The sequence below is a fragment of the Opitutaceae bacterium genome, assembly GCA_041395105.1.
Lineage (GTDB): Bacteria > Verrucomicrobiota > Verrucomicrobiia > Opitutales > Opitutaceae > B12-G4.
In genome coordinates, this window is sequence record JAWLBB010000001.1 from 1,366,034 (window position 1) to 1,389,434 (window position 23,401).

Here is a 23,401-nt window from a genome sequence, read left to right on the forward strand (position 1 = left end):
CCTGGTGCGAAAGGTCCTCGGTTCTCCGGCCCGTCTTCAGGCTATCCCTTGATCGCGCCGGCGGACAGGCCGCGGACGAAGAGTTTCATGGTGAAGAGGAAGATGATGATCAGGGGGATGGAGGCGATGAAGAAGGCCGCCATGATCTTGCCCCACTGTTTCACGTATTCCCCGTCGAGATAGATGAGGCCGACGCCGAGGGTGAAGAGCTCCTTGTCGCGCAGGATGATGAGAGGGAGGAGGAAATCGTTCCAGTTCTGGAGGAAGGCGAGGATGGCGAGGGTGCCGATGATCGGGCCGGACATCGGGATCACGATATTGATGATCTGCTGGAAGTGAGAGGCCCCGTCCATCTCGGCCGCTTCGAAGAGGTCCTTGGGCAGGTCCTCGATGAAGTTGCGCAGGACAAAAAGGTTGAAGACCTGGCCGCCGGAAATGCCGACGATGATGAGGGCCCAGAGGGTGTTGAGCAGGCTGAGGCTCTTTAGAAGGGAGAAAAGGGGCACGATGTTGGCCACACCCGGCATGAGCATGAGCACGATGAAAGCCGACCAGAGAACGGTTGCGAACGGCATCTTGTAGCGGGCGAAGAAATAGGCCGCCATGATGGCGAGGAAGAGCATGCAGACCGTGGTGGTGACGGCGACAAAGACGGTATTGGCGATATAGGGTCCGATCAGCTGGATTCCGTAGGTCCAATTTGACCAGACCCAGGTCGACGGATTGGTCGGAAACCACGGGTTGAGGTTGAAGGTGGTGTTGTCCTTGAAGCTGATCTGCACCATCATGTAGAAGGGCAGCAGCTCGATCGCGAGGACGGCCAGAATGACGAGGTGCTTGGGCCAATCCTTCTGTTTGTGGCTGCCCACGGTCCTGATGGTTTCACTGCTCATTTGTCGACCCTCACGTACTTGTTCTGGATATAGGTCAGCGAGAGGATGAAGACGAAAAGGATCATCCCGATGGCGCAGGCGTAGCCGAATTCTCCCGCGATAAAGGCCCGGTTGTACATCCATAAACCGGGCACCATCCCTCTTCCACCGGGTCCCCCGGAATCCCCGAGCAGCAGAAGCATCAGTCCGTAGCCCTGGATCGTCCCGATGACCAGGAGGATGAGCATGAGACGGATCTGGGTGAGGATGAGGGGAAATTCGATATGGATGAATTTCTGGAACGGGGAAACACCGTCAAGGTCGGCCGCCTCGTAGACTTCGGTCCCGATCGACTGAAGCCCGGCGAGGTAGATGAGAACGCCGACCGCACCGATCCAGGGGAATCCCCAGATGATCAGCGAGGGGATGATCAGGCGGGGCTCGCTCAACCAGGCGATGGGGATGCCTTCAAGGAAGAGGTTCCAGCCGAAGAATCCGTCCATGCTGACGAGGAGGGTCTTGATTCCGGTGAAGTCGAGGACCTTGTTGAGGACACCGAGATTGGGGTCGAAGAAGAATTTCCAGATGAAGAGGACAACGAGCCCCGGCACGATCATCGGAACGACGAGCAGCACCCGATACCAGTATTGCCAGCGGTCGCTCTTCAGGCGGTGGACCATGACCGCGATGAAGATCGACGGGATCATCTTGAAGACATTGGCCACGATCAGGACGAAGACGGTGATGAAGGAGTTCCAGAGAACCGTATCCCCGAGGGCCCGACGGAAATTGTCCCAGCCGATCAGTTGTTTGGTGTCTCCCCCCGACCAGTCGAAGAAGCTGTGGTAGACGGCGCTGACCGCGGGGAAATACGAAAAGGTCGTCACCAGGATGATCGACGGGACGACGAAGAGGTAGAGTTTCCACTCTTTGAGCGCCTTGCGGGTGGAGATGGATTGGGCCATGGGTGGGGTAGGGTCTGGCTATTTCTGCAGAAAACGGAGCTCCTGTTCAATCCTGTAGGTTTCGCCTTCCTGGCCATTCTGGGCTTCGAGGACTTCAGTCAGCTTGGCGGCATAATCGGTCGTTCGGTCCCCCAGCCGGTCGAGGGAGCGGAGCGCGGCAATGGTGGTGTCCTGACGGATGGTGTTGTGCTTGTTGTTTTTCACCCTCAGGTCGAGGTCTTCGCGAATCGCCTCGGGGAGGCGGGAGGTCATCGTCCGGATATAGCTCTCGACCCCGTCGCGGCGTTCGAGCAGGGAGATGGCATTCTCGTAGAGTCCCTTGGTGTTGGCCCCGATATCGTTGAACTTGAGGAAGAAGCCCCTCAACTCCCCGTCGATCACGGGCATGAACGGCTCGATCAGGGGATCGGGAGTCACTCCGATGATGGCCGGAAGCCATCCGCTTTCATCCGCGTAGACCTGATTGCCGGGTTGGGAAGTCAGGTACTGGAGGAAATCCAGGGCGACCTCAAAATGAGGCGATTGCCGGACGATGCCGAACGATCCTTCGGTGCTGGTATCACCCTCACTGGCGCGGCCCAGGGTGAAGCGGCCGTAGGTCGGATGGTCCCTGGAGGGAAGGGGGACGGCGAAAACCCCGATCTCAAACGGGGCCTGCGAGCGCAGGCTGGTGGCGTCCCAACTGCCCGAAACGATCATGACGGCACGATTCTGGACAAAGTAGAAGGCCGCGTCCTCCCGGCCCAGTTGGGAGAAGCCCGGGGTCATGAATCCTGCGACTTCGTGGGAGAGTTCGACCGCGCTGCGGATGGCCGGTGTCTCCATCGACCATTCTCCCTTCAGATACGGAATGACGACATCGACATTGCCGGTGTTCAGGACGTGGACTGGATCGAGCGAAAGTCTCAACTTCTGAGTCTGCCCCTCAAAAAGCTTATCCATCAACTGGGGGCCGTTGAACTTGGACGAGGCGATCGGCAGGATACCGCGGCCCGTATCCCGGGCAAAGTCCCGGATCTTTTCGCAGGCCAGCCGGAAGTCTTCGTAGGTTTCCGGAACCGGGGCGTCGCCAAGGATTTCCTGCCAGAGAGTCTTGTTGTAGTAGACCCGGACGGTGAACATGGCGGTCGAGATCATGTAGTAGTCGAGCAGGTTCTGATTGTACTTGCTGTTCAGTCCGTCGATGAAGGTGTCCCGCCAGGGAATCCCCTCGAGTTCCGTGCCCACGTTGAACGGGTTGGGGCGTTCCAGCCACGGGGTCAGCGGGGTGAAAAACCGGGCGAGGATTTCGTCATTGTTGCCGAAACCGATGGCGAAGATATCGGGGGCCGTCCCGCCGATGAGCTGGGTGCGGTAGTACTGGGCGTAGGTCCTTTCGGGGATGGCCAACTGCTCGACGCGAATCCCGGGATGTGCCTCCATGTACCTTCGGGCGACCTCGTCGAAAGCATCCCGCAGACCGGACTCGAGCTGCCAATGGGCAAAACGGATGGTGATGGTACCGGGCTGCGTTTCCTCCGTATTGCGGTTGAAGACCCGGACGAGGGCGACAATGAAACAGGCGGCGAGGAGGGCGAACCCGATGGTATTGAGAGTACGCTCGCGATTCATGGTGCCGCCTCCAGTTCGCGGACCTTCCGGGTGATGGTGTAGGTGCGCAGATCGCGTGGAAACTCGGCGAGAAATCGCTGGAAATAATCGAGGGCAATTTCGGTTTGCCCGAGGGCCAGGGCAATCTCGCCGATCCGGACGAAGACATCTCCACGCAGGTTGCGTTTGCTGATCCCGAGGTCGCCGGCGGCGATCAGGTGCCGGAGGGACTGTTCGAGATCGCCGGCATACCGTTCGCTTCCGTCGGCGAGGAAGAGATGAAGATCCTTGGCGGGACCGGGCAGGGTGATCAACGGGACGATCCCTTCGATCTCGGTCAGGCGGGTCAGGCGGATCTCGGGTGTCGGGGCGGTCCCCAGATAAACCAGTGCCCATTTGACGCCGGCAAACTGTCCGAAGAGGTGGTCGGGATGATCGTCGAGAAGATTCCGGAAGATCCGGATGGCGGCCTCCGGATCGGGCGTCAGGTTGTGGATCTGGGCAATGCGCCCGAGGTAGTAGCGGCTGAGAATGCCGATCTCATCGGCGGCCTCATCTTTTTGGAGTCCGTCGAGAATGGATCGGGCCCGGCTGACATTGGCCTCGGTGCGGGGCTGCAGGTTGAGGAGGGTGAGGGCTTCACCGACGAGGCGTTCACGTCTCAGGGCGGGATCAACCCCAACCTCGGTGCGAAAAACTTGATGGGCATCCGCGTAAAGAAGGAGAACCGCATCCCTCCAGGCGCTCACCAACGACTCGGGCTGGCCCTGGCCACGCACCGAAAACGCAAGGGGAAGCGCGAGGAGCAGCGTGATTGGAAGGGCGGAGCGCATGGAGCGGGGCTGGACGCGGAGGGGGGTGAGATCAACCGTCGCCGCAGGGCCTGCGGTCAAGCCTAATCCGAACGAGCGTGGTCTGGGAGGACCGGATGCTTTCCGAAGAGACCTCCAAGGGCCGGACAGACTGCATGGTGGAGGCACCTGGCTGATTGACGCTTGAGGGCTGTTGGTCGCCGATTCCGTCTGCACGGTGTCTCTCGAGGGCTTGCCCCACCTTTCAATTTGATGGATTCGGCCGGGGTTGCCGCGGACCGGCTTGGACTTGCCCTGAAGGCAAAGCGGCCTACCTTCGGGATCGGTTTTTCTTGAGATGACAGTCTGCCCCGCGATCGAATTCATGGAACCCCGCCGTCCCTCCGGCCCCGTACAGATGGGCGCTCCCGGGTGGCTGGACGATGAAACCGGAGGTAATTCTTGAGGGCGCGGCTTGCGCTTCGAGCCGCCGGAAGGGTCCTGGCGCTGCTCTTCGGATCCCTGGTCTTTGTCATGGCCGTGTTTTACGCAGCGGCCGGCCTTCTGCGGCCAAAGGTTGGTTCTGAGCCGACCATCTTCGATCCCGCGGAGGTCGGGGCGGCCGAGCGGGCTCGTGATGTATCCATTATTCATGACGAGTTGCCGGTCGTGACGGTCGACGTCGACTACGCTGCGGGATCGGCCGCACCGTGGTATCCCAGGGGTGAGCCTTCCCTTCTGGCGCCGCTGGTGGAGCAGGGACGACTGCCCCCGGTGGCTGAGCGGGTCGGTCCCGAGCCGCTGGTCATGCGCGGAGTGGATGGTCCGGGCACCTACGGGGGCACCTGGTTCCGGGTCGCCAGTTCGGTCGCGGATGTGAGCATCATCAATTGGCGCCTGGCCGGAGCGACTTTGGTCCGATGGTCCCCTCTGGGCTATCCGATCCGTCCACATGTGGCCCGATCCTACGAGATCTCGGATGATTTTCGGGAATTCACCTTCCACCTGAGGCGCGGTATGCGCTGGTCGGACGGGCATCCTCTGACGGTGGACGACATTCTCTATTCAGTTGAGGACGACCAGATTCTCCTGGGCGCGCGGCCTTATTGGCTGGAGGTGGGGGGGACAACCGGGCGGGTGGAGAAGATCGATGACCTGACCGTACGCTATGTTTTTGAGAAGCCCAATGCGCTCTTCCTCGAGACGCTCTGCAATCAGGTGAATTTCGCACTGCCAAGACACTATCTGGAGCCCTTCCATCCGGTGTTGGGAGATCCCGAGCTCATCGAACGGTCGATGAAGGCGCTTCAACTGGCCAGCCCGCGCGCGCTCTATGGGCGGATGAAGGACAACTTCAATCCGGAATGTCCCCGGCTCTGGCCTTGGGTCTATCGCGCCCATACGCCCAATCCCCCCTTCGGTTTTGTCAGAAATCCCTACTTCTTCGCGGTCGACGAAACGGGCAATCAGTTGCCCTACCTGGACCGGATTCTCTTTGAGGTGAAACCGCAGAACATGATCGGACTGGACGCGTCCCAGGGACGGTTGACCTTCCAGACCCGCAATATCAATTACGACGACTACACCCAGTTGATGTCGGAGCGGGAGGCCAATGGTTACGATGTGCTGCACTGGTTTTCGGCGACCCGATCGTCATTTACCATTTTTCCCAACCTGAACCGTCGGATCGACCCCGATCGGCCGGAGACGGGCAAGAAGCACACCCTCCTCAATACCCTGGCTTTCCGACAGGCCCTTTCCCTGGCCATCAACCGGGCCGACATCATCGACTCCGATTTCAACGGGCAGACGGAACCTTCCCAACTGGCTCCGGGACCGGAGTCGCCCTTCCATCATCCGGATCTGATGCGCAGCTTCATCGAATACGACCCGGAGCGGGCCAATCAACTGCTCGACTCGCTCGGCCTGGTTGAGCGCGACGGTGAAGGATTTCGCCGCTTTGCGGACGGCTCCCGCATGGTTTTCTTCGTCTACGTGACCGAGTACACCGGAAGCGGCCCCGCCCAGTTGATGATTGACGACTGGGCGAAGGTTGGGCTCCGGGTGGTTCTGAAGGACCGTGCCCGCACGCTCTGGCAGGCCGAGCAGACCGCGTTGGAGCACGATCTGACGGCATGGACCGGGGACGGCGAGTACTTCCCTCTGCTGGCGCCGCGCAATTTTGTGCCGATAGCCGTGCATTCCTTCTATGCGCCAGGATTCGGAGTCTGGCAGATGCAGGGCGGGCTCTGGGGCGATCCGGCGGCGGCCCGGCATCCGGGCGCGGTTGAACCCCCTCCGGGTCATCCTCTGCGGCGGGCGATGGAAGTTCTCGAGACGGCGCGGACCACCACGGGGCTGGCGGCCCAGGTGGAGATCTATCGTGAAATCCTCGATATCGCGGCGGCGAACTTATGGACTATCAGCGTCTGCACGCCGCCGCCCCAACTGGCCGTGGCGAGTCGGCACCTGCACAATGTGCCGCGCAATGTGGTCTTCGGGTCGCAGTTTGCCACTCCGGCCAACGGCGGGATCGAAACCTGGTATCTGGACAACCCCGGCGATACTCCGGAGACTCTCGATCGCATGAGGGAGACGGTGATGGAACCGGTGCTCGATCCGCGGATGAGCCTGCTGACTGCTGATTCCGAGGATGGGAGTGGCCGCCTGCTGAGGTGGTTCCTTCGTATCCTGATGTTCGGGATGTTTGCCGTCGTTCTCGCCCTCCTGATCCTGCGCCATCCCTTTGTCGGTCGGCGACTGATCATCATGGTGCCGACCCTGGGCGTCATCTCAATCGTGGTCTTTGTCATCATCCAGCTACCAAGGGGTGACTTCCTCACGGCGAGGATCCAGGAGCTGGAGATGATGGGCGATGATGGCGCGGTCCAGTCGGTCAAGGATCTGAAGACCCTCTTCCACACCGAGGAAGGCATGATCCTGCGCTATGCCCGCTGGCTGGGGCTGCCCTGGTTTTTGACCTGGCAGCCGGCGGACAAGGGCCTGATCCAGGGAGACCTGGGCCGTTCGATGGAGAACGGTCGGATCGTCAACGACATCGTGGGCGATCGGATCCTCCTCACGGTGGGTATCTCGTTCTTCACCATCCTCTTCACCTGGGCCATCGCGCTGCCCACGGGAATCTACTCGGCGGTTCGTCAGTATTCAATCGGGGACTACATCCTGACGTTCCTGGGCTTCATCGGAATGTGCGTGCCCGGATTTCTGCTCGCTCTGATCCTCATTCACCTTAGTTCGGAGTGGTTTGGACTCAAGATCTCGGGATTGTTCTCGGCCGAGTTTGCCGGGCAGGTGGGCTGGTCCTGGGCGAAGCTGACCGATCTGCTCAAGCATATCTGGGTGCCGGTCATCGTTCTCGGGGTCGGGGGTACCGCCGGGATGATCCGGGTGATGCGGGGCAATCTCCTGGACGAATTGCGCAAGCCCTATGTGACAACAGCGCGGGCAAAAGGGGTGCGGCCCCTCCGCTTGTTGCTCAAATACCCGGTGCGGCTGGCCCTCAATCCCTTCATTTCGGGGATCGGGGCGATCTTCCCCCAACTGGTGTCCGGCGGCGCCATTGTGGCGATGGTCCTCAGCCTTCCCACGGTCGGACCGCTCATGCTCTCCGCCCTGATGGCGCAGGACATGTACCTGGCCGGTTCGATGCTGATGGTCCTGAGCACCCTGGGGGTTTTCGGGACCCTGGTCAGCGATCTCCTTCTCCTGATGCTGGATCCGCGGATCCGGCTGGAAGGAGGTAGCCGATGAGCAGCGGTGATCGGGATAAAAGGGGTCATTGCTTGACTCTTGACAAGGAGGTTTGTCAAGAGTCAAGCAATGACCCCTTCATCCAGGGAGGGGGGCTGGATACGGCGGTTCTGACGCAATGGCAGTTGATCTGGATCCGGTTTGTGCGGCACCGGCTGGCGGTCTTCTCCCTGGGAATACTCGTGGTGCTTTACGCGACTGCGGTGCTGGCCGAATTCGTGGCGACGCAGCCGAAGGACCAGCGCAACCTGGCCTTCGCCTATGCGACCCCTCAGTTGCCGAAATTCAGCCTGGAACACGGATTCCATGTTCATCCCTTGATCCGCCAGATTGATCCCGTCACCTTCCGCCGGACTTATCACGAGGATCGGGAGACCGTCATCCGGTTGTCCTTTCTGGTGCGGGGAGAACCCTATCGGCTCTGGGGATTGATCCCGATGGAACACCGCTTCTTCGGCATCGTCCGGGAGCCGGGGGAGGCTGCTCCGGAGGGGGCGACCTTCTACTTTTTCGGGGCGGACCACAACGGGCGTGATCTCTTCAGCCGGGTGGTCTTCGGTTCGCGGATCAGTCTCTCCATCGGACTGGTCTCGATTGTGATCACCTTCATCCTCGGTCTGACCATCGGCGGAATCTCCGGCTATTTCGGAGGACGGGTGGACCTGATCATCCAGCGCGGGATTGAGATCATCAACGCATTCCCGCAGTTGCCGCTCTGGCTGGCCCTGGGGGCGATCCTGCCGGCAGACTGGCCGGGTCTGCGCGTCTATTTCGCGATCACAATAGTTCTCAGCCTGTTGGGTTGGACCGGGTTGGCCCGGGTTGTGCGGGGCAAGATCCTTTCGCTGAGAGAAGAAGACTATGCGGTCGCGGCAAGGCTGCTCGGCGCTTCTCATGCGCGGATTCTCTTCCGTCACCTCATTCCCGGATTCACCAGCCACATCATCGTGGTTCTGACCATGAGTGTGCCCGGAATGATTCTCGGTGAGACGGCCCTGAGTTTTCTCGGTCTCGGGTTGCGGCCTCCCATCGTGAGCTGGGGGGTCATGCTCCAGGATTGCATGAACATCCAGGCGGTGGCCCAGTATCCCTGGCTGCTCATGCCCGTCTTTCCGATTATCCTGTCGGTGCTCTGCTTCAATTTCCTGGGCGATGGTCTGCGGGACGCGTCCGACCCCTACGCGGCGAGGTGATTTGGCGTTGGCGATCGCCCGATCGGCGCGATGAAACGGGAAAAAGGGCTTCTTTGGCGCGGATTGGAACTTGGAGTCTGAGGAACTCTGTCTTTTGATCGTGGACGTCGATCCCATGCAGAAACGACTCGAGCGGAAACTGGAACGGATCCGGACCGGGAAGGCCACCCGGAAGGACTTCATCATTGCCGATGCAAAGGACGCGGACATGGCCTTTGGCATCACCGCGCCGGGCCTCGAACATTGTCGCTGCACGCACGGGTACAATGAATCAGAAGGCTGCTACAAGACACTCGACGATTATCTCCGACAGATCCGCGCGGTGATCGATCAGGATATCGTCGACATCATGCTCCTGTCGGCCTCCAACCTCGAACGCCTGGCCATGGATGAAGGGCGATTCAGCCGTTCCGCCATCACCCCGGCTGCCCGGGCCAACGACGCGACGGATGTGTGGGCGGTGAGGGGCGGCCGGTATCTGAGTCAGCCCTCGAGGGAATTCCGCAGTGCAACGATCGACCACATCAAGTACGGTCGGATCGAGTCGGGTTCCTTCAAGCCGGTGACGGGGGCTGATCTGGGCCTCTATTCCGTAACCTTCACGAACGAGCTGGAAGTCGACCACGAGTCCCTGCGTGCCTTTCAGGAGTTTCGGATCGAAGCGGAGGCCAAGCGGTTTCGTTACTTCCTCGAGGTCTTCAATCCGAATGTCGATCCGGGCATCGAACCGGCCCGGATAGGGGCGTTTCTCAATGATTCCATTGTCCGCTGTCTGGCAGGCGTGACGCGGGCCGGCCGGCCGCTGTTTCTCAAGATTCCCTACAACGGCCCGGGACCGCTCGAGGAACTGGTCGCCTACGACCCGGACATGATTGTGGGGATTCTCGGGGGCAGCGCGGGGACGACCCGTGATGCGTTTCAATTGATCCATGACGCCCAGAAGTACGGCGCCCGGGTCGCCCTGTTCGGTCGCAAGATCAATCTTTCCGAGCATCCGCTGGCCTTCATCGAACTGCTGCGACGGATCGTGGATGGGGAGGTGGGTCCGGTTGAGGCGGTCAAGGCCTATCACGCGGTTCTCGAGAAGCTGAAGATTCCGGCCCATCGCCCGATGGGGGAGGATTTGGAACTGACGACGAGCACGAGGAGTTACACCTGAACGCCGAAGGCGTTTTCCGACCGTCATGAAGAGATCAGAAATCAACCGTATCCATCGTGAAGCCGCCGCCGCGTTCAAGGCTCATGGCTGGGCTTTGCCTCCGGAACCCAGATGGGACATCACCGATTTCGGACTCGGGGAGTTCGACCGCCAGGGTCTCACCCTGGTCAACCTCTGTGAGGAGCCGGAATACTGCGAGAAGCTCATGTATGCCCGGGAGGGTCAGACGACCCCGGCTCACTGTCATAGGCAGAAAAAAGAGGACATCATTGCGCGGGCCGGCACCCTCGTCGTACGGGTCTGGCCGCGGCATCCGGATGAGTCTCCTTCCGGCGAGGCCTTCACGGTACAGGTCGACGGAAAGAAAACCGAGGTGGAAGCTGGAGGCCTGGTCCGGTTGGAGGCCGGATCCCGGGTGACCCTGGTCCCCGGGGTTTATCACGAGTTCTGGGCGGAGGGAGGTCCCTGTGTGATCGGCGAAGTGTCGACCGCCAACGACGATGCCCACGACAATTTCTTCGTCTCGACCGAGATCGGTCGTTTTCCCGGGATCGAGGAGGACGAGCCGGTCACGATTCGACTGGTCAGTGAATGATGGCGACCAACCTCAATGAATCGCGGTGCGGCGTCCTTGCCGCCGGCAATTGGATCGTGGATCGGGTCAAGATCATCGATCGATGGCCGCAACAGGACGCCCTGGCCATGATCACGGAGCAATCGGAGAGCAACGGAGGCTGCGCCTACAATATGCTGAAGGATCTCGCGCTCCTGGGCTGCGGATTTCCTCTCCATGCCTGTGGTCGGATCGGGGCGGATGCAGACGGCGCCGTCATCCTCGCAGATCTGGCGGCGCTGGGCATCGACAGCCGGGGGTTGATCCGCACCGACGATTTCCCCACCTCCTACACCGACGTGATGACGGTCGAGTCTTCCGGGCGACGGACCTTTTTCCATCAGAAAGGGGCAAACGCGGTCTTCAGCGAGGAAGACTGTGCGCTGCGGGAATTCCCCGCTCGGATTTTTCACCTCGGCTATTTCGGGCTGCTCGACCTGCTGGATGAAACCGGGGCGGACGGACGGAACGGTCATGAACATTTGCTGGCCCGGGCCAGCGAATTGGGATTTCTGACCAGCGCAGACCTGGTCACCGACGAGAGCCGGGCCTTTGACCGCCTGGTGGCTCCGGTCCTGCCGCATCTCGATTTCCTCTTTCTGAACGAGGTGGAAGGCGAATTGTTGAGCGGGATTTCCGCCCGGAATCCCGACGCTTCCGGCGGGATCAATGTGGAGAAACTGGAAGCGCAGGCGCGGCACGCGATCCAGGGCGGGGTTCGCCGGGCGGTTGTCGTTCATTGTGCCGAAGGCGTGGTGGGGGTGACCGCCGACGGTGTCGTTCATCGGCACGGTGCGGTCCGGGTCCCGGCGGGACGCATCCGCGGGGCGGCGGGGGCAGGAGACGCTCTCTCGGCCGGGGTTCTCCTTGGTGTTCACGAGAACTGGCCGCTGATCGAATGCCTGGAACTGGGGGTCTGCGCCGCGGCGCTTTCATTGGAAGCGTCCACCTGTTCGGCCGGCCTGCGTCCCTGGCGCGAATGCCTGGAGAATGGGCGTTCGCTCGGCTTTCGGGCTTTCTAGTGGGCAAACACGGATCAGATGATGGTTACCAGGTAATTCCGAGAACCTGCAAGAGAGGCTTTACGCCTCGTTCCAGAGCTGCCGGGACGAGAATCGAGGCGTAAAGCCTCTCCTACCAAACCCTCGGAGGGATACAAGAAGGGTCATTGCAAAAGGGGTCATTGCTTGACTCTTACAAGCTTCGTTGTCAAGAGTCAAGCAATGACCCCTTCGACAAGCCCCCTTCGACAAGCCGGGACCCGGATCCGAGTCGCTCGTGCCGTTGCCCGGGCAGGACTCAAGGTGCGTCGCATTCCGGCCTCCAGGTGCAAAAGAGAACGGTCAGACCGCGGTGCGGTTGTCGCTCTTGAAGTGGGCGTGTCTGCGGTTTTCGGCAAGTTGCCGCTGCGAGGCCTGTTCCGCGTGATTCTTGCGGGCGATCTGACGGATATGCCTGCCAGGTTGTCTCTCTTCAGCCTCTGCGGCGGCGGCGAAGAGCAGGAGAAGCTCGGCCGGAGCCGGAAGCCGTCGGGCGGGGAAACCGGTGTGACGGGTGAGCCAGACCAGGAGAGATGGAGGAAGGGAGGACATTCCGGATGCATTGGCAGGAGAGCATTGCCCGGCCGGATTGGCGAGTGGGATCTGGATCCGGCCGTGGAGCGTCCCCCCGGTTTCATCGGTTCGGACCGCTCCAGTTTTCCATTGTCTACGGGTGGCAGCGCTGTTTACTCGGTCTCTGCCTCATGACTGTCGAAATCGCGAACCCCGAAAACCAACCCGCGAACCCTCAGGCCGACTCCGGTGACCTCCTGCTTGAGGTGAAAGGTCTCAAGACCTATTTCTACACGGAAGAAGGCGAAATCCCGGCGGTGGACGGGGTCACCTTCAAACTGAAGCGCGGGCGCATTCTGGCCATTGTGGGCGAGAGCGGGTGCGGCAAGAGCGTGACCGCCTATTCGATCCTGCGTCTGATCCAGAAGCCGGGCAAGATCATGGACGGCTCGATCATCCTTCACCCGAAGAACCGGGCCCCGATCGACATCACGGCACTGGGGGAGAAGGATGAGACCCTTTATCATGTCCGGGGCGGTCTGATCAGCATGATCTTCCAGGAGCCGATGACGGCGCTCAGCCCCGTCCATACGATCGGCAATCAGATCATGGAAGCGATCCTCCTGCACCAGGAGGTGACCAAGGACGACGCCCGGCGATTGTCGATCGACATGCTGAAGAAGGTGGGCATCCCGGGTGCGGAAAAACGAATCGACCAGTATCCGCATGAGCTATCCGGTGGGATGCGGCAGAGGGCGGTCATCGCGATGGCCCTGGTCTGCAATCCGGAACTGCTCATCGCGGATGAACCGACGACTGCGCTCGACGTGACCATCCAGGCCCAGATTCTCGGTCTGATCAAGAAGCTGCAGGCGGAGATGGGCTGTTCCGTTCTCCTGATCACCCACGATTTAGGCGTGGTGGCACAAACCGCCGACGAGGTGGCCGTCATGTACCTGGGGCGGGTGGTGGAGCAGGGGGATATCCGCCGGGTGCTGAAGGCTCCGCGGCATCCCTATACGATGGGGCTCCTGAAATCGATTCCGGGATTGGCGGGCGAGCAGCGTCGGCTGTCATCGATCGAGGGCAGTGTCCCGTCCCTGAGTCGGATACCGAAAGGGTGTCCCTTTCACCCGCGTTGTCCCCAGGCGCGGCCCGGGATGTGCGATACCGGCGGGCCGCCGGAGCTGAAGCGGATCCGCAACCGGATGGTGGCCTGTGTCCGGGCCGAGGCGATCATGGAGGAATTCGGTGAGGAGGGCATCCCCCGCTGACCCGAATATACACCGGAATCGTGAGAAAGGAATCCATGAACTGCCCGATGAGAAACCCCATCCTGGCCTCGAGTATTGATTTCTCACAATTCCTCCCGCTGATACGCACGGATCGCTGCGCGCCCGTGAGGTGTTACGTCCTCCGCCTTGCGCTCCATCACATTTCGGCATCGTGAATCATCCGGGCCGACGCGCAGATCCGAAACCCACAATCTGAAATCTGAAACAAGAATATGGTAGCCGAAACGACTGAACCGCTTCTTCGGGTCCGGGGCCTGTGCAAGTACTTTCCGATCCGGAGCAAGGGCTTCTTCAAGAAGGTGGTCGGTCATGTCAGGGCGGTTGACAACATGAACTTCGACCTGATGCCCGGGGAGACCTTGGGCATCGTGGGGGAAAGCGGCTCGGGAAAGACAACGGCGGCGCGCACCATCCTGCGTGCGCTGCGTCCCACGTCGGGCTCGGTTGATTTCCGGCTGAACGGGCGCGAGATCAACCTATCCTCGCTCGGCGAGCACGAATTGCGTCCGCTGCGGCCCCATATGCAGATGATCTTCCAGGATCCCTTTTCCTCCCTCAACCCACGGATGACGGTGGGCGATATCGTGGGGGAGCCCCTGGTCATTCACCGGATGGCCAAAGGCAAGGCGCTGATCGACCGGGTCGAGGCCATGCTGTCCAAGGTCGGTCTCAAGCCGGAGCATCGTCAACGCTACCCGCATGCCTTTTCCGGCGGTCAGCGTCAACGCATCGGGATCGCCCGGGCGCTCATCATGGAGCCGAAGCTGGTTGTGGCGGACGAAGCGGTCTCGGCCCTTGATGTCTCTGTTCAGGCCCAGGTCATCAACCTGCTTCAGGATCTGCAGGAAGAGCTGAACCTGACCTATATCTTTGTCGCGCACGATCTGAGCGTGGTGAAGCATATCTGCGACCGGGTCGCGGTCATGTATGCCGGGAAGATCGTCGAGCTCGCCCCGACCGATGAGCTTTTTGCGGATCCCAAGCATCCCTATACCCGCGCCCTGCTTTCCGCCGTTCCCAGCCCGAATCCCGACGAAGCCATCAATTTCGATGTGGGTGGCGAGGTGGCGGATCCCGGCAATCTCCCGGCCGGCTGCAGTTTTCATCCGCGTTGCCCGGACTGCTTCAAGCCCTGCGACCAGATGGTTCCCTCCCTGGAGGAAGCCGGTCCGGGACGCTTTGTCTCCTGTCACCTCTACGGTGACAATGGTCGCGGTTGATTTCGAAGAGCCATGCCGGTTCCTGGTTTTCTCGCGTCGGATGACGACGCCGTCTACGAGTTGCGAACCACGGTCAGGGGACCCGAGGGTCGCCTGCCCCTGTCGCCCGGACAACTGGCGGGAGCGGCCAGCGGTGATCTCTTCGGCTGGACCCAGAACGTGGGGATGGGTTGGCGCCCGGAATGGCTTGGGCGCGAAGAATACCTGATCCTGAGCACCCAGGGCGGCATCCGCCGTCCGGACGGGAGCCCGGTCGCCCTGGGTTACCACACCGGGCACTGGGAAGTCGGCGTCCTGATGGAGGAAGCCGCCGCCACCTTTTCCGAGGCGGGAGCCATTCCCTTTGCCGCTTTCTGCAGTGATCCCTGCGATGGACGGACCAACGGCACGGACGGGATGCTCGACAGTCTCGCCTACCGCAATGACGCGGCCATCGTATTCAGAAGATTGATACGTTCGCTGCCCACCCGGAAGGGTGTCCTCGGAGTGGCCACCTGCGACAAGGGTCTGCCCGCCATGATGATGGCCCTGGCCGGCTGCGGTGATCTGCCGGCGGTGCTGGTTCCGGGCGGGGTCAGCCTGCTCAGTGAGGAGACGGAGGACCTGGGCAAGATCCAGACGATCGGGGCCCGCTTCGCCCATGGGGAGATTTCCCTCGATCATGCGGCCGAGATGGGTTGCCGGGCCTGTGGCTCACCGGGCGGGGGGTGTCAGTTTCTCGGGACGGCGGCGACCAGCCAGGTCGTGGCCGAGGCCCTCGGGATGGCCTTGCCCCACAGTGCGCTCTGTCCTTCCGGGACGAATGCCTGGAAGGATCTCGCCCGCCGTTCGAGCGAGGCGCTCATGGCCATGCACCGGGCTGGGGATGCGCTTGGGCGGATTCTCGACCGGCGCTCGATCCACAATGCCCTGATCGTTCATGCCGCCTTCGGGGGCTCGACCAATCTCATTCTCCATCTGCCGGCCATCGCGCATGCGGCCGGGATTGAACGTCCGACTGTGGCGGACTGGAGCCGGGCCAACCGCGACGTGCCGCGTCTGGCCGACATCATGCCGAACGGCCCTCATGGCTATGCCACGGTGCAGGCCTACCTGGCCGGGGGGGTTCCGGAGGTCATGCTGCACCTGCGGAGTCTCGGTCTGCTGGACTTGAGCGCACGCACGGTATCCGGATTGGACCTCGGTGAAGTCCTTGCCTGGTGGGAGGGCTCCGAGCGGCGTCGGCGGATGCGCGAAAAACTGGTCCAGCTGGACGGAATCGATCCGGATGCGGTTCTGATGAGTCCCGGACGGGCCCGGGCCGCCGGGTTGGGCAGCACGGTCACCTTCCCGTCAGGAAATCTTGCTCCGGAGGGTGCGGTCATCAAGAGCACGGCGATCGATCCAGCGCTGCTGGATGCGGACGAGGTGTTTCTGCACGAAGGTCCGGCGCGGGTTTTCGGGAGCGAACGCGAGGCGATCGCGGCGGTGAAGTCGCGTGGGACGGATGCCATTCGGGAGGGAGACGTCGTCATATTGGCCGGGGTGGGACCCATCGGGGCGGGCATGCCGGAAACCTACCAATTGACTTCGGCTCTGCGTTACCTGCCATTCGGTGGCCGGGTGGCCCTCCTGACCGATGCCCGTTTCTCCGGGGTCTCGACCGGAGCTTGTGTGGGGCATGTCAGCCCGGAGGCGCTGGCCGGTGGTCCGATTGGCAAGCTCCGGGACGGTGACCGGGTGCGTATCCGGATCGATTGTCGCAATCAGGTCGGGTCGATTGACCTGCTTCCCCCGGAAGGGGCGACGCCGGCGGACGCCGCAAATGTTCTCAAGACCCGTCCGATCAACCCGGTCTTCAAGGTGCATCCGAGGTTACCGGAGGACACCCGGCTCTGGGCGGCGCTTCAGCATGCCGGCGGCGGGAGTTGGGGCGGATCCGTCTACGACGCCGGCCGGATCATCGAGCTGCTCGAGGCGGGAAGACGGGCGTTGGCAGCCGACGGTTCCTGAGCGACCGTCTCCGTCCTCGATCACTCAACGGCCGCAGGCGGTCCACGACGGACCGCGGATTTCCGGGCCGGCTGCCCCAGGGCGGATCTCAGTTCCCCCGGGCTTCCATCCACTCGAGCACCTCGACTTTGCGCTCGGTGACTTCGGCCAGGTCCTGCTTGTGGCGCGCAAGGTCATCGACCCAATCGCTCGGGGCGACCCGATGCCGGGTCTCATACCGCACGTTGGGCACGGGGATCATTTCCTGGTAGACGACATAGTAGTCAACATCCAGAATCAGGTCGCCGATCACTTCCTCCTGTTCCCGTTTGCGGATGGCCTGTTCGATGGTGGTGCACCGTTCCTCGAGGATCCGGATGGCATTGTCGAAAGCCTCGACCACGCCGGGGCGGTCCCCCAATTCCGCTTTCAGTTCTCCGAGCAGGGTCTGGTATTTCCAGTTTCGTCCATCGGTCAGGGTGACTGCCTGTGTGGCGAATTCGAGGCCGCTGTTCAGGTCCCCTTTCAGCACCATCAATCGGGCAAGCTCGTAGCAGGAGGCCGAGAGGTCGGGCTCGGTCTCCAAGGACTTGCGGAAGGCCTGCTCGGCCGCGGCGGGTTCATCGCGCAGGAGGTGGGCGCGCCCATAGACATAATAGGCTTCGTAACGGTCTGGATCGAGAGCGATGGCGCGGTTGAGATCCTCGTAGGCAGCGGTCCATTCGGATTTGAGGATATGGTCGGCCGCCTGATGGTAGAGCCGGTCGTATTCTGTGCGCGATTCATCCGTCCCTGAGCCGGCGGAAGCGGGATGCGTCGGTCCCGGACTGGACTCGGAACCCGCCCGAAGGACCAGGGAGGTGGACGATACGAAGAGAACGGAAAGGAGAATCCGGACCAGGATTCTCGGATCGGATCGGATGATGGAATGTCGTTGGCGAATCATGATGCGGAATCCCGGCGATCCCTGTTTTGCAGGGGATCCCACCCGAGTCAATGACCATGGGAACCGCGGGACCTTCCTCAGGTAAGGTAGAGGATGGCGGCAAAAGTGAAGACAGTGATGGCGGTGCTGATCGCAATCGGGGCCGAGGCCAGCCGCGGGTCACCGCCCATCTGGACGGTCATGATGAATCCTCCGGCGGCGCTCGGGGCGGCCACGAAGATCAGGGCGATGCGCATCTCTTCAATGCCGAGGTTAAGCCATCGGGCGATCATCCAGCCGGCGAGAGGGGTGACCAGAGTCTTGATCAGAGCCGCTGTGACGGAAGGGCCGATCCGGTCGCGGACGCGGGTCGTGACAAGGGTGCCGCCGACGCAAAGAAGCGCAATCGGGACGCCCATCAGACCGAGGGAGCGCAGGGTGCGGTCGATTCCGGAGGGAAGGGTCAGCGGGCTCAGGGAGAAGAGCAGGCCGGCCACGCTTGCGATGAAAAACGGATTGGTCACGAGGCTGGTCAGCACGGGCTTGAGGGTGGCGAGCGAGAGACGATGCTGGCTGATGGAAAGAACGGCGGCCCCGAGAACGTTGTTCAGGATAATCATCGGTGCGATTGAAAGCGTGGCCAGCTGCAGGACTCCGGAGGTCGTCGCCAGGTCGACTCCGCCGGCTGCGTAGATGATGACGGGGAGCCCGAGGAAGACCAAGTTTCCCCGGAACGCGGCATGGACAAACGTGCCTTGATCACCCCAGGGAAGACGGATGGCGAAGGCGACGAGGTAGGCAACCAGGATGCTGACCAGTGAGGCGCCGAAAATCACGGCAAAGATGATAAGCGGACGATCGTTGGTGTAATGGGAGACGGCGATGCCGTGGAAAATCAGGACCGGCAGTCCGACATAGTAGGCCAGGCGGTTGAGGTCCTTCAGAAGGGTGGAGGGGAGAAAGCCGGTCCGGGCGAGAACACCGCCAAGGGCGATGATGGCAAAGACCGGCAGAAGGGTGTCGAGAATGATCACAAGGCGGAATTAAGAATGAATTCCCGGGATTTAAGAAGTGGGAAGTTTGCGGGAATTGGATTGCCATGGAGGCTTTTAAGGCTCTTGGGTAGGCGCAACACAAGCGGGGAGTCCTGAGCGCAGGGCTGAGACTGGGATGCGATCGATCCCTCTACCCTTCGAACCTGAACCGGATCATGCCGGCGGAGGGAATCAGTGGGGCCGTGCGTACTGAGGACTGATGTCGGAAGGGTCCGGAAGCGATATTCTTTCCGATGATTCATCCTGGGCGACCTTCTTTCACCTTTCTCTCACTTCTGGTCCTGGCGGTGGTGTTGCCGGTCGGTGCTGACGAAATCATCACCCTTGAGGTGTTTCAGGTCGACGGCCTCCCTCCGGCTGATTCGGTGAATCCTCTGGTTGTTCCGGTCACCGGTGTCTTCGGCGATGGGCGCGGACTCCTCGAGACTCCCCGCAGCGTCAGCCTGATCAGCTCGGCATTGTTCCGTGAGCGCACAATCCACGGGGTCAAGGAGATCCTGCAATATGTGCCCGGAGCCTACGCACCGGCCCGTTATGGGCGCACGGCCAACCCGAATATCCGCGGTGACACGGCGGAGATCTACCTGAACGGCCAGCGCCGGGGCAACAACCTGTTCGGCTATTTCCCGAGTTTCAACGGGGTTGAATCCGTCGAGATGGTCCGGGGAGCCGGTTCGGTCGTCTACGGGCCGGCCTTTTTCAGCGGCGGCTACGTCAATTACGTGACGAAGACCCCCAATCTCGAGCGGAGCCGGACCGAGGTGACGACGCGCTTCGGGACGTGGGTGCCAAGCGGTGGATCGCATCTCAATGGCAGCGTGCAGATCGACCACACGGCACCGCTTGAGGAGGGAGTCTCCGGTTATCGGGTCAGCTATGAAGGCAAGGGGGGGGACACCTACCACCATCGAAACGGAGTGAAGGACGACCGGCAGGATCTCTTCGCCGCCTGGAGCTGGCGCCCGTCAGAGAACCTCTCGGTGGAAATCAACGGTCAATTCCAGTGGCAGAACACGCCCCAGACCAACGGCATCAACCGTCCGAGCCAGGGTATGATCGACGAAGGGATCTATTTTCAGGGATGGGCCGACGATCGCGCAACGGGCATCCTGTCCGGTCTGGTCACCCCGACCGGGACGGTCGAGGTCGATCCGCGCATGCTCATGTTTTCCCGGGGCGACTTCAGCGATGCCCGGGTCCTTGAGTTGCAGGGAGTGGTCCGCGCCCGGTTCTCCGAGACCTTCTCCCTGGTCAACCGCACCCTGTTCGAGTCGGTTGACCGCCGCAGGTATCATTCATTTGAGTACACCGAATACGCGGAACAGCTGACCCTGGAGAACCGGACCGAACTGCGCTGGCGCGGCGATCAGGACTGGAAGCCGGCCCTGACGGGTGGGCTGACGGTGCGGCTGGAAGAACGGGAATCCTTCGTCAACTACTTCAACGAGTACCTCTACGCCGGTGACATCAGCGGAACAGAGACCGATTTCGGGGCGCTCAGCAACTACCCGGGAAGCTACTACCCCGGACAGGCGGGTCCGGACGGGCGGGAGTTCTTCGGGAGCGAGAACGGCATACCGGAAACCACCGACTCGCGGGTCTGGAACCCGGCACTCTTCCTCCAGGTGGAAGTCGAACCCTTCAGAAATCTCAATCTGATGTTCGGGGTGCGGGGCGATGCCTACAGCGTGGAGGTGGAGGATGCCCTGCCTCCCGCCGGAACGAGGCCGATCTCGGATCGTGATTCCTTCACCACGCCGTCGGGCCAGGCCTGCCTGAGCTGGACGCCGGTCGATACCGGAGTGTTCTACCTGGCCTGGAACTCCGTGGCGGAGATCTACGGCAGCGTGACCGGCGGAGGGGTTCTCCAGTTCTATCCGCCCGGGACAATCCGTCCGGAGGATTACGACGGGCGCAGTGATCTGCTGGAAGCGGGGGCCAAGTTTGCCTTCGATGAGAACCGGCTTTTTCTGGGGATTTCGGTCTTTCAGCAGAACCGGAGCCGGGCGGAATTTGGAGGTGGGCGCAATGAAATCGAGACCGAGGGTCTGGAGGCCGAAGTCGTCTATCAGCCGCGGCGCGGGGTTTATCTGACGGCCAATGCCGCGTGGATGGACGCAAACTATGTGAACTCGGCCCCGACCCAATTGGGCGGGCGATCGCTCTACGACATGTATCCCGCAGGGATGGGTCCGGAGGGTAAAGGGACCGGGGTCGGCTACGATTTCTGGTTCGTCAATCAGGTCCCGGTCGGGGATTACCGGATTTCCGGACTGTCCAAGGTGTTGCTCAATGCGAGTGCCGCCTACCGTTTCGAGAACGGCCTCGGCCTTTCCCTGCAGACCCAGTGGCAGAGTCCGCAATGGGGCAATCTCGATCGCGAATACCAGATTCCGGCACAGCTGACGGTCCAGGCCTCTGTCACCTATACCCGGCCCGGCTGGGAGGTTGGTCTGGATTGTCTGAATCTGACCAATGCCCGCAACTGGATCCACAACGGCGACGAGTTCATGAACAACCAATTGATCAGCCTGGAGCCCCCGATCCGGTTTGAGGGATACCTGAAAATGCGTTGGTAGGGAGAGGCGGTCGTCTGAGGCGGTCTCGACCCGAGGTCCGGGCCACCTGCCGATGTTTTGGCCGGGTAGCAGGGCGTGACTGCCGGGCGCGCCTTCTTTGTTCCGGGACCGAGGCCGACCAGGTGCCTCGCGGACGGCCCGCCGGTCCGTCCCTACCTTCCTATCAGCACTGTCAGGCGGCGACCCTGGGGCGGTCGATGCGGATGCTGAGGATACCGCAGGCCAATTCGGCCCGGATCGATTCGGGCTCGGCGGTGAAGCCGAGACGGACGCAGAGGCGGTAGTCTTTCTGGACACATTCCAGTTGAAGCGCTTCCCAGTTGGGTCGGACTGTCCGGGTTCGGCGTCCGGTCACGATCATTTGATCCTGAAAGAGGATGAGTTCGAGCCCTTCGTCGGACACTTCCGGCATGATGGCGGAGATCTCGACGCCCTGTTCGTCGGCGGTGATGTCGTGATGGGGCCGGGCGTGTTCGCGGCCGGAGGGAAGGGTGAATTCGTTGGTATTTTCCACGCGGCTGATGGTGGTGATCATGGTTGAGGCGGAGTTACGGATGGGCCGTGGCGATCAATGCGACCAGATTGCCCATTCGGGCGCCCGGAGGCACTTCTGCCAGGAAGCGCGAAACCGCCAGGGGAAAAGCCTTCGGAACCAGGATTGAGCCGAAAGGCGGAGACTGCGGTGCGGGCGTTTCGTGGGTTCCATGACAGGAAACCCATTCAATCGGCCGAATCCCGGAGAATTTGAGGGCGATCGTTCCTGATTATTCGAGGGATGTTTTGGGGCAAATCGGGAGTTGTAGCCACGGCAGTCTCGTGCCGCGAATCCGCGTCGACACGCCCCAAGAGACTGGGGCGGTTACAACAGGCAAACGAACGAACCGGGAATACCAGTTCTGAGTCGGAGTTTCCGGCTCAGTTCGTCGGGGTCCAGATACGCAGGAGGGCGTCGGCCATATCGGACGGGGTGGTGGCCACCTCAATGCCGCATTCCCGGAAGACCGCGATCTTGGCGGCGGCGGTGTCTTCTGCTCCGCCCACAATGGCTCCTGCGTGACCCATCCGGCGGCCGGGAGGAGCCGTCGCTCCGGCGATAAACCCGGCGACGGGCTTCGTGCCGTGTTCCTTGATCCAACGGGCGGCTTCCACCTCCGCGGTACCCCCGATCTCACCGATCATGATGATTCCGTGGGTATCGGGATCGGCGTCGAACATCTTGATGATGTCAAGATGGGTGGTTCCGTGGACGGGGTCGCCTCCGATCCCGACGCAGGTGCTCTGGCCGATTCCTTTCGAAGTCAGCTGAAAAACGGCCTCATAGGTCAGGGTGCCGGAGCGGGAAACAACCCCGACATGGCCCTTCTTGTGGATATAGCCGGGAGCGATCCCGATACGGCAGCCGCCGTGGGAGTTCTCGCCGGTGCCGGGAGAGACGATGCCCGGGCAATTGGGTCCGATCAACCGGGTGCGGGCTCCGATCATGGCGCGCTTGACCCGCACCATGTCCTTGACCGGGATTCCTTCGGTGATGGCGACAACCAGGTCGAGGTCGGCATCGGCGCATTCAAGAATGGCATCGGCGGCGAAGGGTGGCGGGACAAAAATCACGCTGACGCGTGCGCCGGTGGCCGCGGAGGCCTCGGCGATGGTATTGAAGACAGGCACGCGGTGGGGGCCGTGTTCGAAGACCTGTCCGCCTTTGCCCGGGGTCACCCCGGCCGCCACGGCGGTTCCGTAATCGAGGGAGAGGCAGGCATGGCGGGCGCCGAAGGATCCGGTGATTCCCTGGACAATGATCTTGGTCGATGCGTCAATCAGTATGGACATGGTGAATTGAGGGTCGGACGGG

Annotated in this window: 18 protein-coding genes and 1 riboswitch; of the genes, 9 read left to right on the top strand and 9 right to left on the bottom strand. The window is 61.7% G+C overall.

Features of this window, described 5'->3' with window-relative positions; genetic code table 11:
• Positions 1–41: 41 nt before the first annotated feature.
• From R3F07_05385 to R3F07_05400, 4 genes are read right to left on the bottom strand one after another with little or no spacing between them, the layout of a single operon-like run.
• Positions 42–893: a carbohydrate ABC transporter permease gene (locus R3F07_05385; protein MEZ5275792.1), complete on the bottom strand. Its 852-nt coding sequence runs from the start codon at positions 891–893 to the stop codon at positions 42–44.
• The gene (locus R3F07_05390; protein MEZ5275793.1) at positions 890–1,837 is read right to left on the bottom strand and encodes a sugar ABC transporter permease; all 948 of its coding nucleotides are present in this window, start codon (positions 1,835–1,837) and stop codon (positions 890–892) included. The genes R3F07_05385 and R3F07_05390 overlap by 4 nt, the downstream gene beginning before the upstream one ends.
• 18 nt (positions 1,838–1,855) lie before the next feature.
• Positions 1,856–3,448, bottom strand: coding sequence for an extracellular solute-binding protein (locus tag R3F07_05395; GenBank protein MEZ5275794.1), 1,593 nt, complete (start codon positions 3,446–3,448; stop codon positions 1,856–1,858).
• The gene (locus R3F07_05400; protein MEZ5275795.1) at positions 3,445–4,260 is read right to left on the bottom strand and encodes a tetratricopeptide repeat protein; all 816 of its coding nucleotides are present in this window, start codon (positions 4,258–4,260) and stop codon (positions 3,445–3,447) included. The genes R3F07_05395 and R3F07_05400 overlap by 4 nt, the downstream gene beginning before the upstream one ends.
• A gap of 420 nt (positions 4,261–4,680) precedes the next feature.
• Between R3F07_05400 and R3F07_05405 the strand changes: the two genes are divergently transcribed.
• The 5 genes from R3F07_05405 (at position 4,681) to R3F07_05425 (ending at position 11,976) form a co-directional block, all read left to right on the top strand.
• Positions 4,681–7,989, top strand: coding sequence for an ABC transporter substrate-binding protein (locus R3F07_05405; protein ID MEZ5275796.1), 3,309 nt, complete (start codon positions 4,681–4,683; stop codon positions 7,987–7,989).
• Positions 7,990–8,021: 32 nt separating this feature from the next.
• On the top strand, positions 8,022–9,182 hold the full coding sequence (locus R3F07_05410; protein ID MEZ5275797.1) for an ABC transporter permease: 1,161 nt from the start codon (positions 8,022–8,024) through the stop codon (positions 9,180–9,182).
• Positions 9,183–9,297: 115 nt separating this feature from the next.
• Entirely contained in the window at positions 9,298–10,341 is a 1,044-nt protein-coding gene (locus tag R3F07_05415) for a hypothetical protein (protein ID MEZ5275798.1), read from the top strand.
• Positions 10,342–10,366: 25 nt separating this feature from the next.
• A complete protein-coding gene (locus R3F07_05420) occupies positions 10,367–10,936 on the top strand; it encodes a D-lyxose/D-mannose family sugar isomerase (protein MEZ5275799.1) in 570 nt (189 codons plus the stop codon).
• Positions 10,933–11,976, top strand: a complete 1,044-nt coding sequence (locus R3F07_05425; GenBank protein ID MEZ5275800.1) for a carbohydrate kinase family protein — start codon at positions 10,933–10,935, stop codon at positions 11,974–11,976. The genes R3F07_05420 and R3F07_05425 overlap by 4 nt, the downstream gene beginning before the upstream one ends.
• A 321-nt stretch (positions 11,977–12,297) precedes the next feature.
• Here the strand turns inward: R3F07_05425 and R3F07_05430 are convergent, their stop codons facing one another.
• Entirely contained in the window at positions 12,298–12,546 is a 249-nt protein-coding gene (locus R3F07_05430) for a hypothetical protein (GenBank protein MEZ5275801.1), read from the bottom strand.
• Between the two features lie 152 nt (positions 12,547–12,698).
• Here R3F07_05430 and R3F07_05435 point away from each other — a divergent pair, with 152 nt between their 5' ends.
• The 3 genes from R3F07_05435 to R3F07_05445 all read left to right on the top strand — a co-directional run bounded on the left by R3F07_05435 (position 12,699) and on the right by R3F07_05445 (position 17,014).
• Complete coding sequence (locus R3F07_05435) at positions 12,699–13,781, top strand: ABC transporter ATP-binding protein (protein MEZ5275802.1); 1,083 nt, start codon at positions 12,699–12,701, stop codon at positions 13,779–13,781.
• Between the two features lie 233 nt (positions 13,782–14,014).
• Positions 14,015–15,022 carry an ATP-binding cassette domain-containing protein gene (locus tag R3F07_05440; GenBank protein ID MEZ5275803.1) on the top strand — a complete coding sequence of 336 codons (1,008 nt, stop codon included), beginning with the start codon at positions 14,015–14,017 and terminating at the stop codon, positions 15,020–15,022.
• Between the two features lie 12 nt (positions 15,023–15,034).
• Positions 15,035–17,014 carry a YjhG/YagF family D-xylonate dehydratase gene (locus tag R3F07_05445; GenBank protein ID MEZ5275804.1) on the top strand — a complete coding sequence of 660 codons (1,980 nt, stop codon included), beginning with the start codon at positions 15,035–15,037 and terminating at the stop codon, positions 17,012–17,014.
• An 88-nt stretch (positions 17,015–17,102) separates the two neighbouring features.
• Here the strand turns inward: R3F07_05445 and R3F07_05450 are convergent, their stop codons facing one another.
• Positions 17,103–17,939, bottom strand: a complete 837-nt coding sequence (locus R3F07_05450; protein MEZ5275805.1) for a hypothetical protein — start codon at positions 17,937–17,939, stop codon at positions 17,103–17,105.
• A 77-nt stretch (positions 17,940–18,016) separates the two neighbouring features.
• Positions 18,017–18,952: an AEC family transporter gene (locus tag R3F07_05455; GenBank protein ID MEZ5275806.1), complete on the bottom strand. Its 936-nt coding sequence runs from the start codon at positions 18,950–18,952 to the stop codon at positions 18,017–18,019.
• A 94-nt stretch (positions 18,953–19,046) separates the two neighbouring features.
• A riboswitch (TPP riboswitch) is annotated at positions 19,047–19,161 on the top strand.
• 45 nt (positions 19,162–19,206) lie between these two features.
• On the opposite strand from R3F07_05455, the gene R3F07_05460 reads away from it, so the two are divergent.
• On the top strand, positions 19,207–21,552 hold the full coding sequence (locus R3F07_05460; GenBank protein ID MEZ5275807.1) for a TonB-dependent receptor plug domain-containing protein: 2,346 nt from the start codon (positions 19,207–19,209) through the stop codon (positions 21,550–21,552).
• A gap of 172 nt (positions 21,553–21,724) precedes the next feature.
• Here the strand turns inward: R3F07_05460 and R3F07_05465 are convergent, their stop codons facing one another.
• Both R3F07_05465 and sucD read right to left on the bottom strand, forming a co-directional pair.
• Complete coding sequence (locus tag R3F07_05465) at positions 21,725–22,087, bottom strand: Hsp20/alpha crystallin family protein (protein ID MEZ5275808.1); 363 nt, start codon at positions 22,085–22,087, stop codon at positions 21,725–21,727.
• 380 nt (positions 22,088–22,467) lie between these two features.
• Positions 22,468–23,379: a succinate--CoA ligase subunit alpha gene (gene sucD / locus R3F07_05470; GenBank protein MEZ5275809.1), complete on the bottom strand. Its 912-nt coding sequence runs from the start codon at positions 23,377–23,379 to the stop codon at positions 22,468–22,470.
• Between the last annotated feature and the right edge of the window lie 22 nt (positions 23,380–23,401).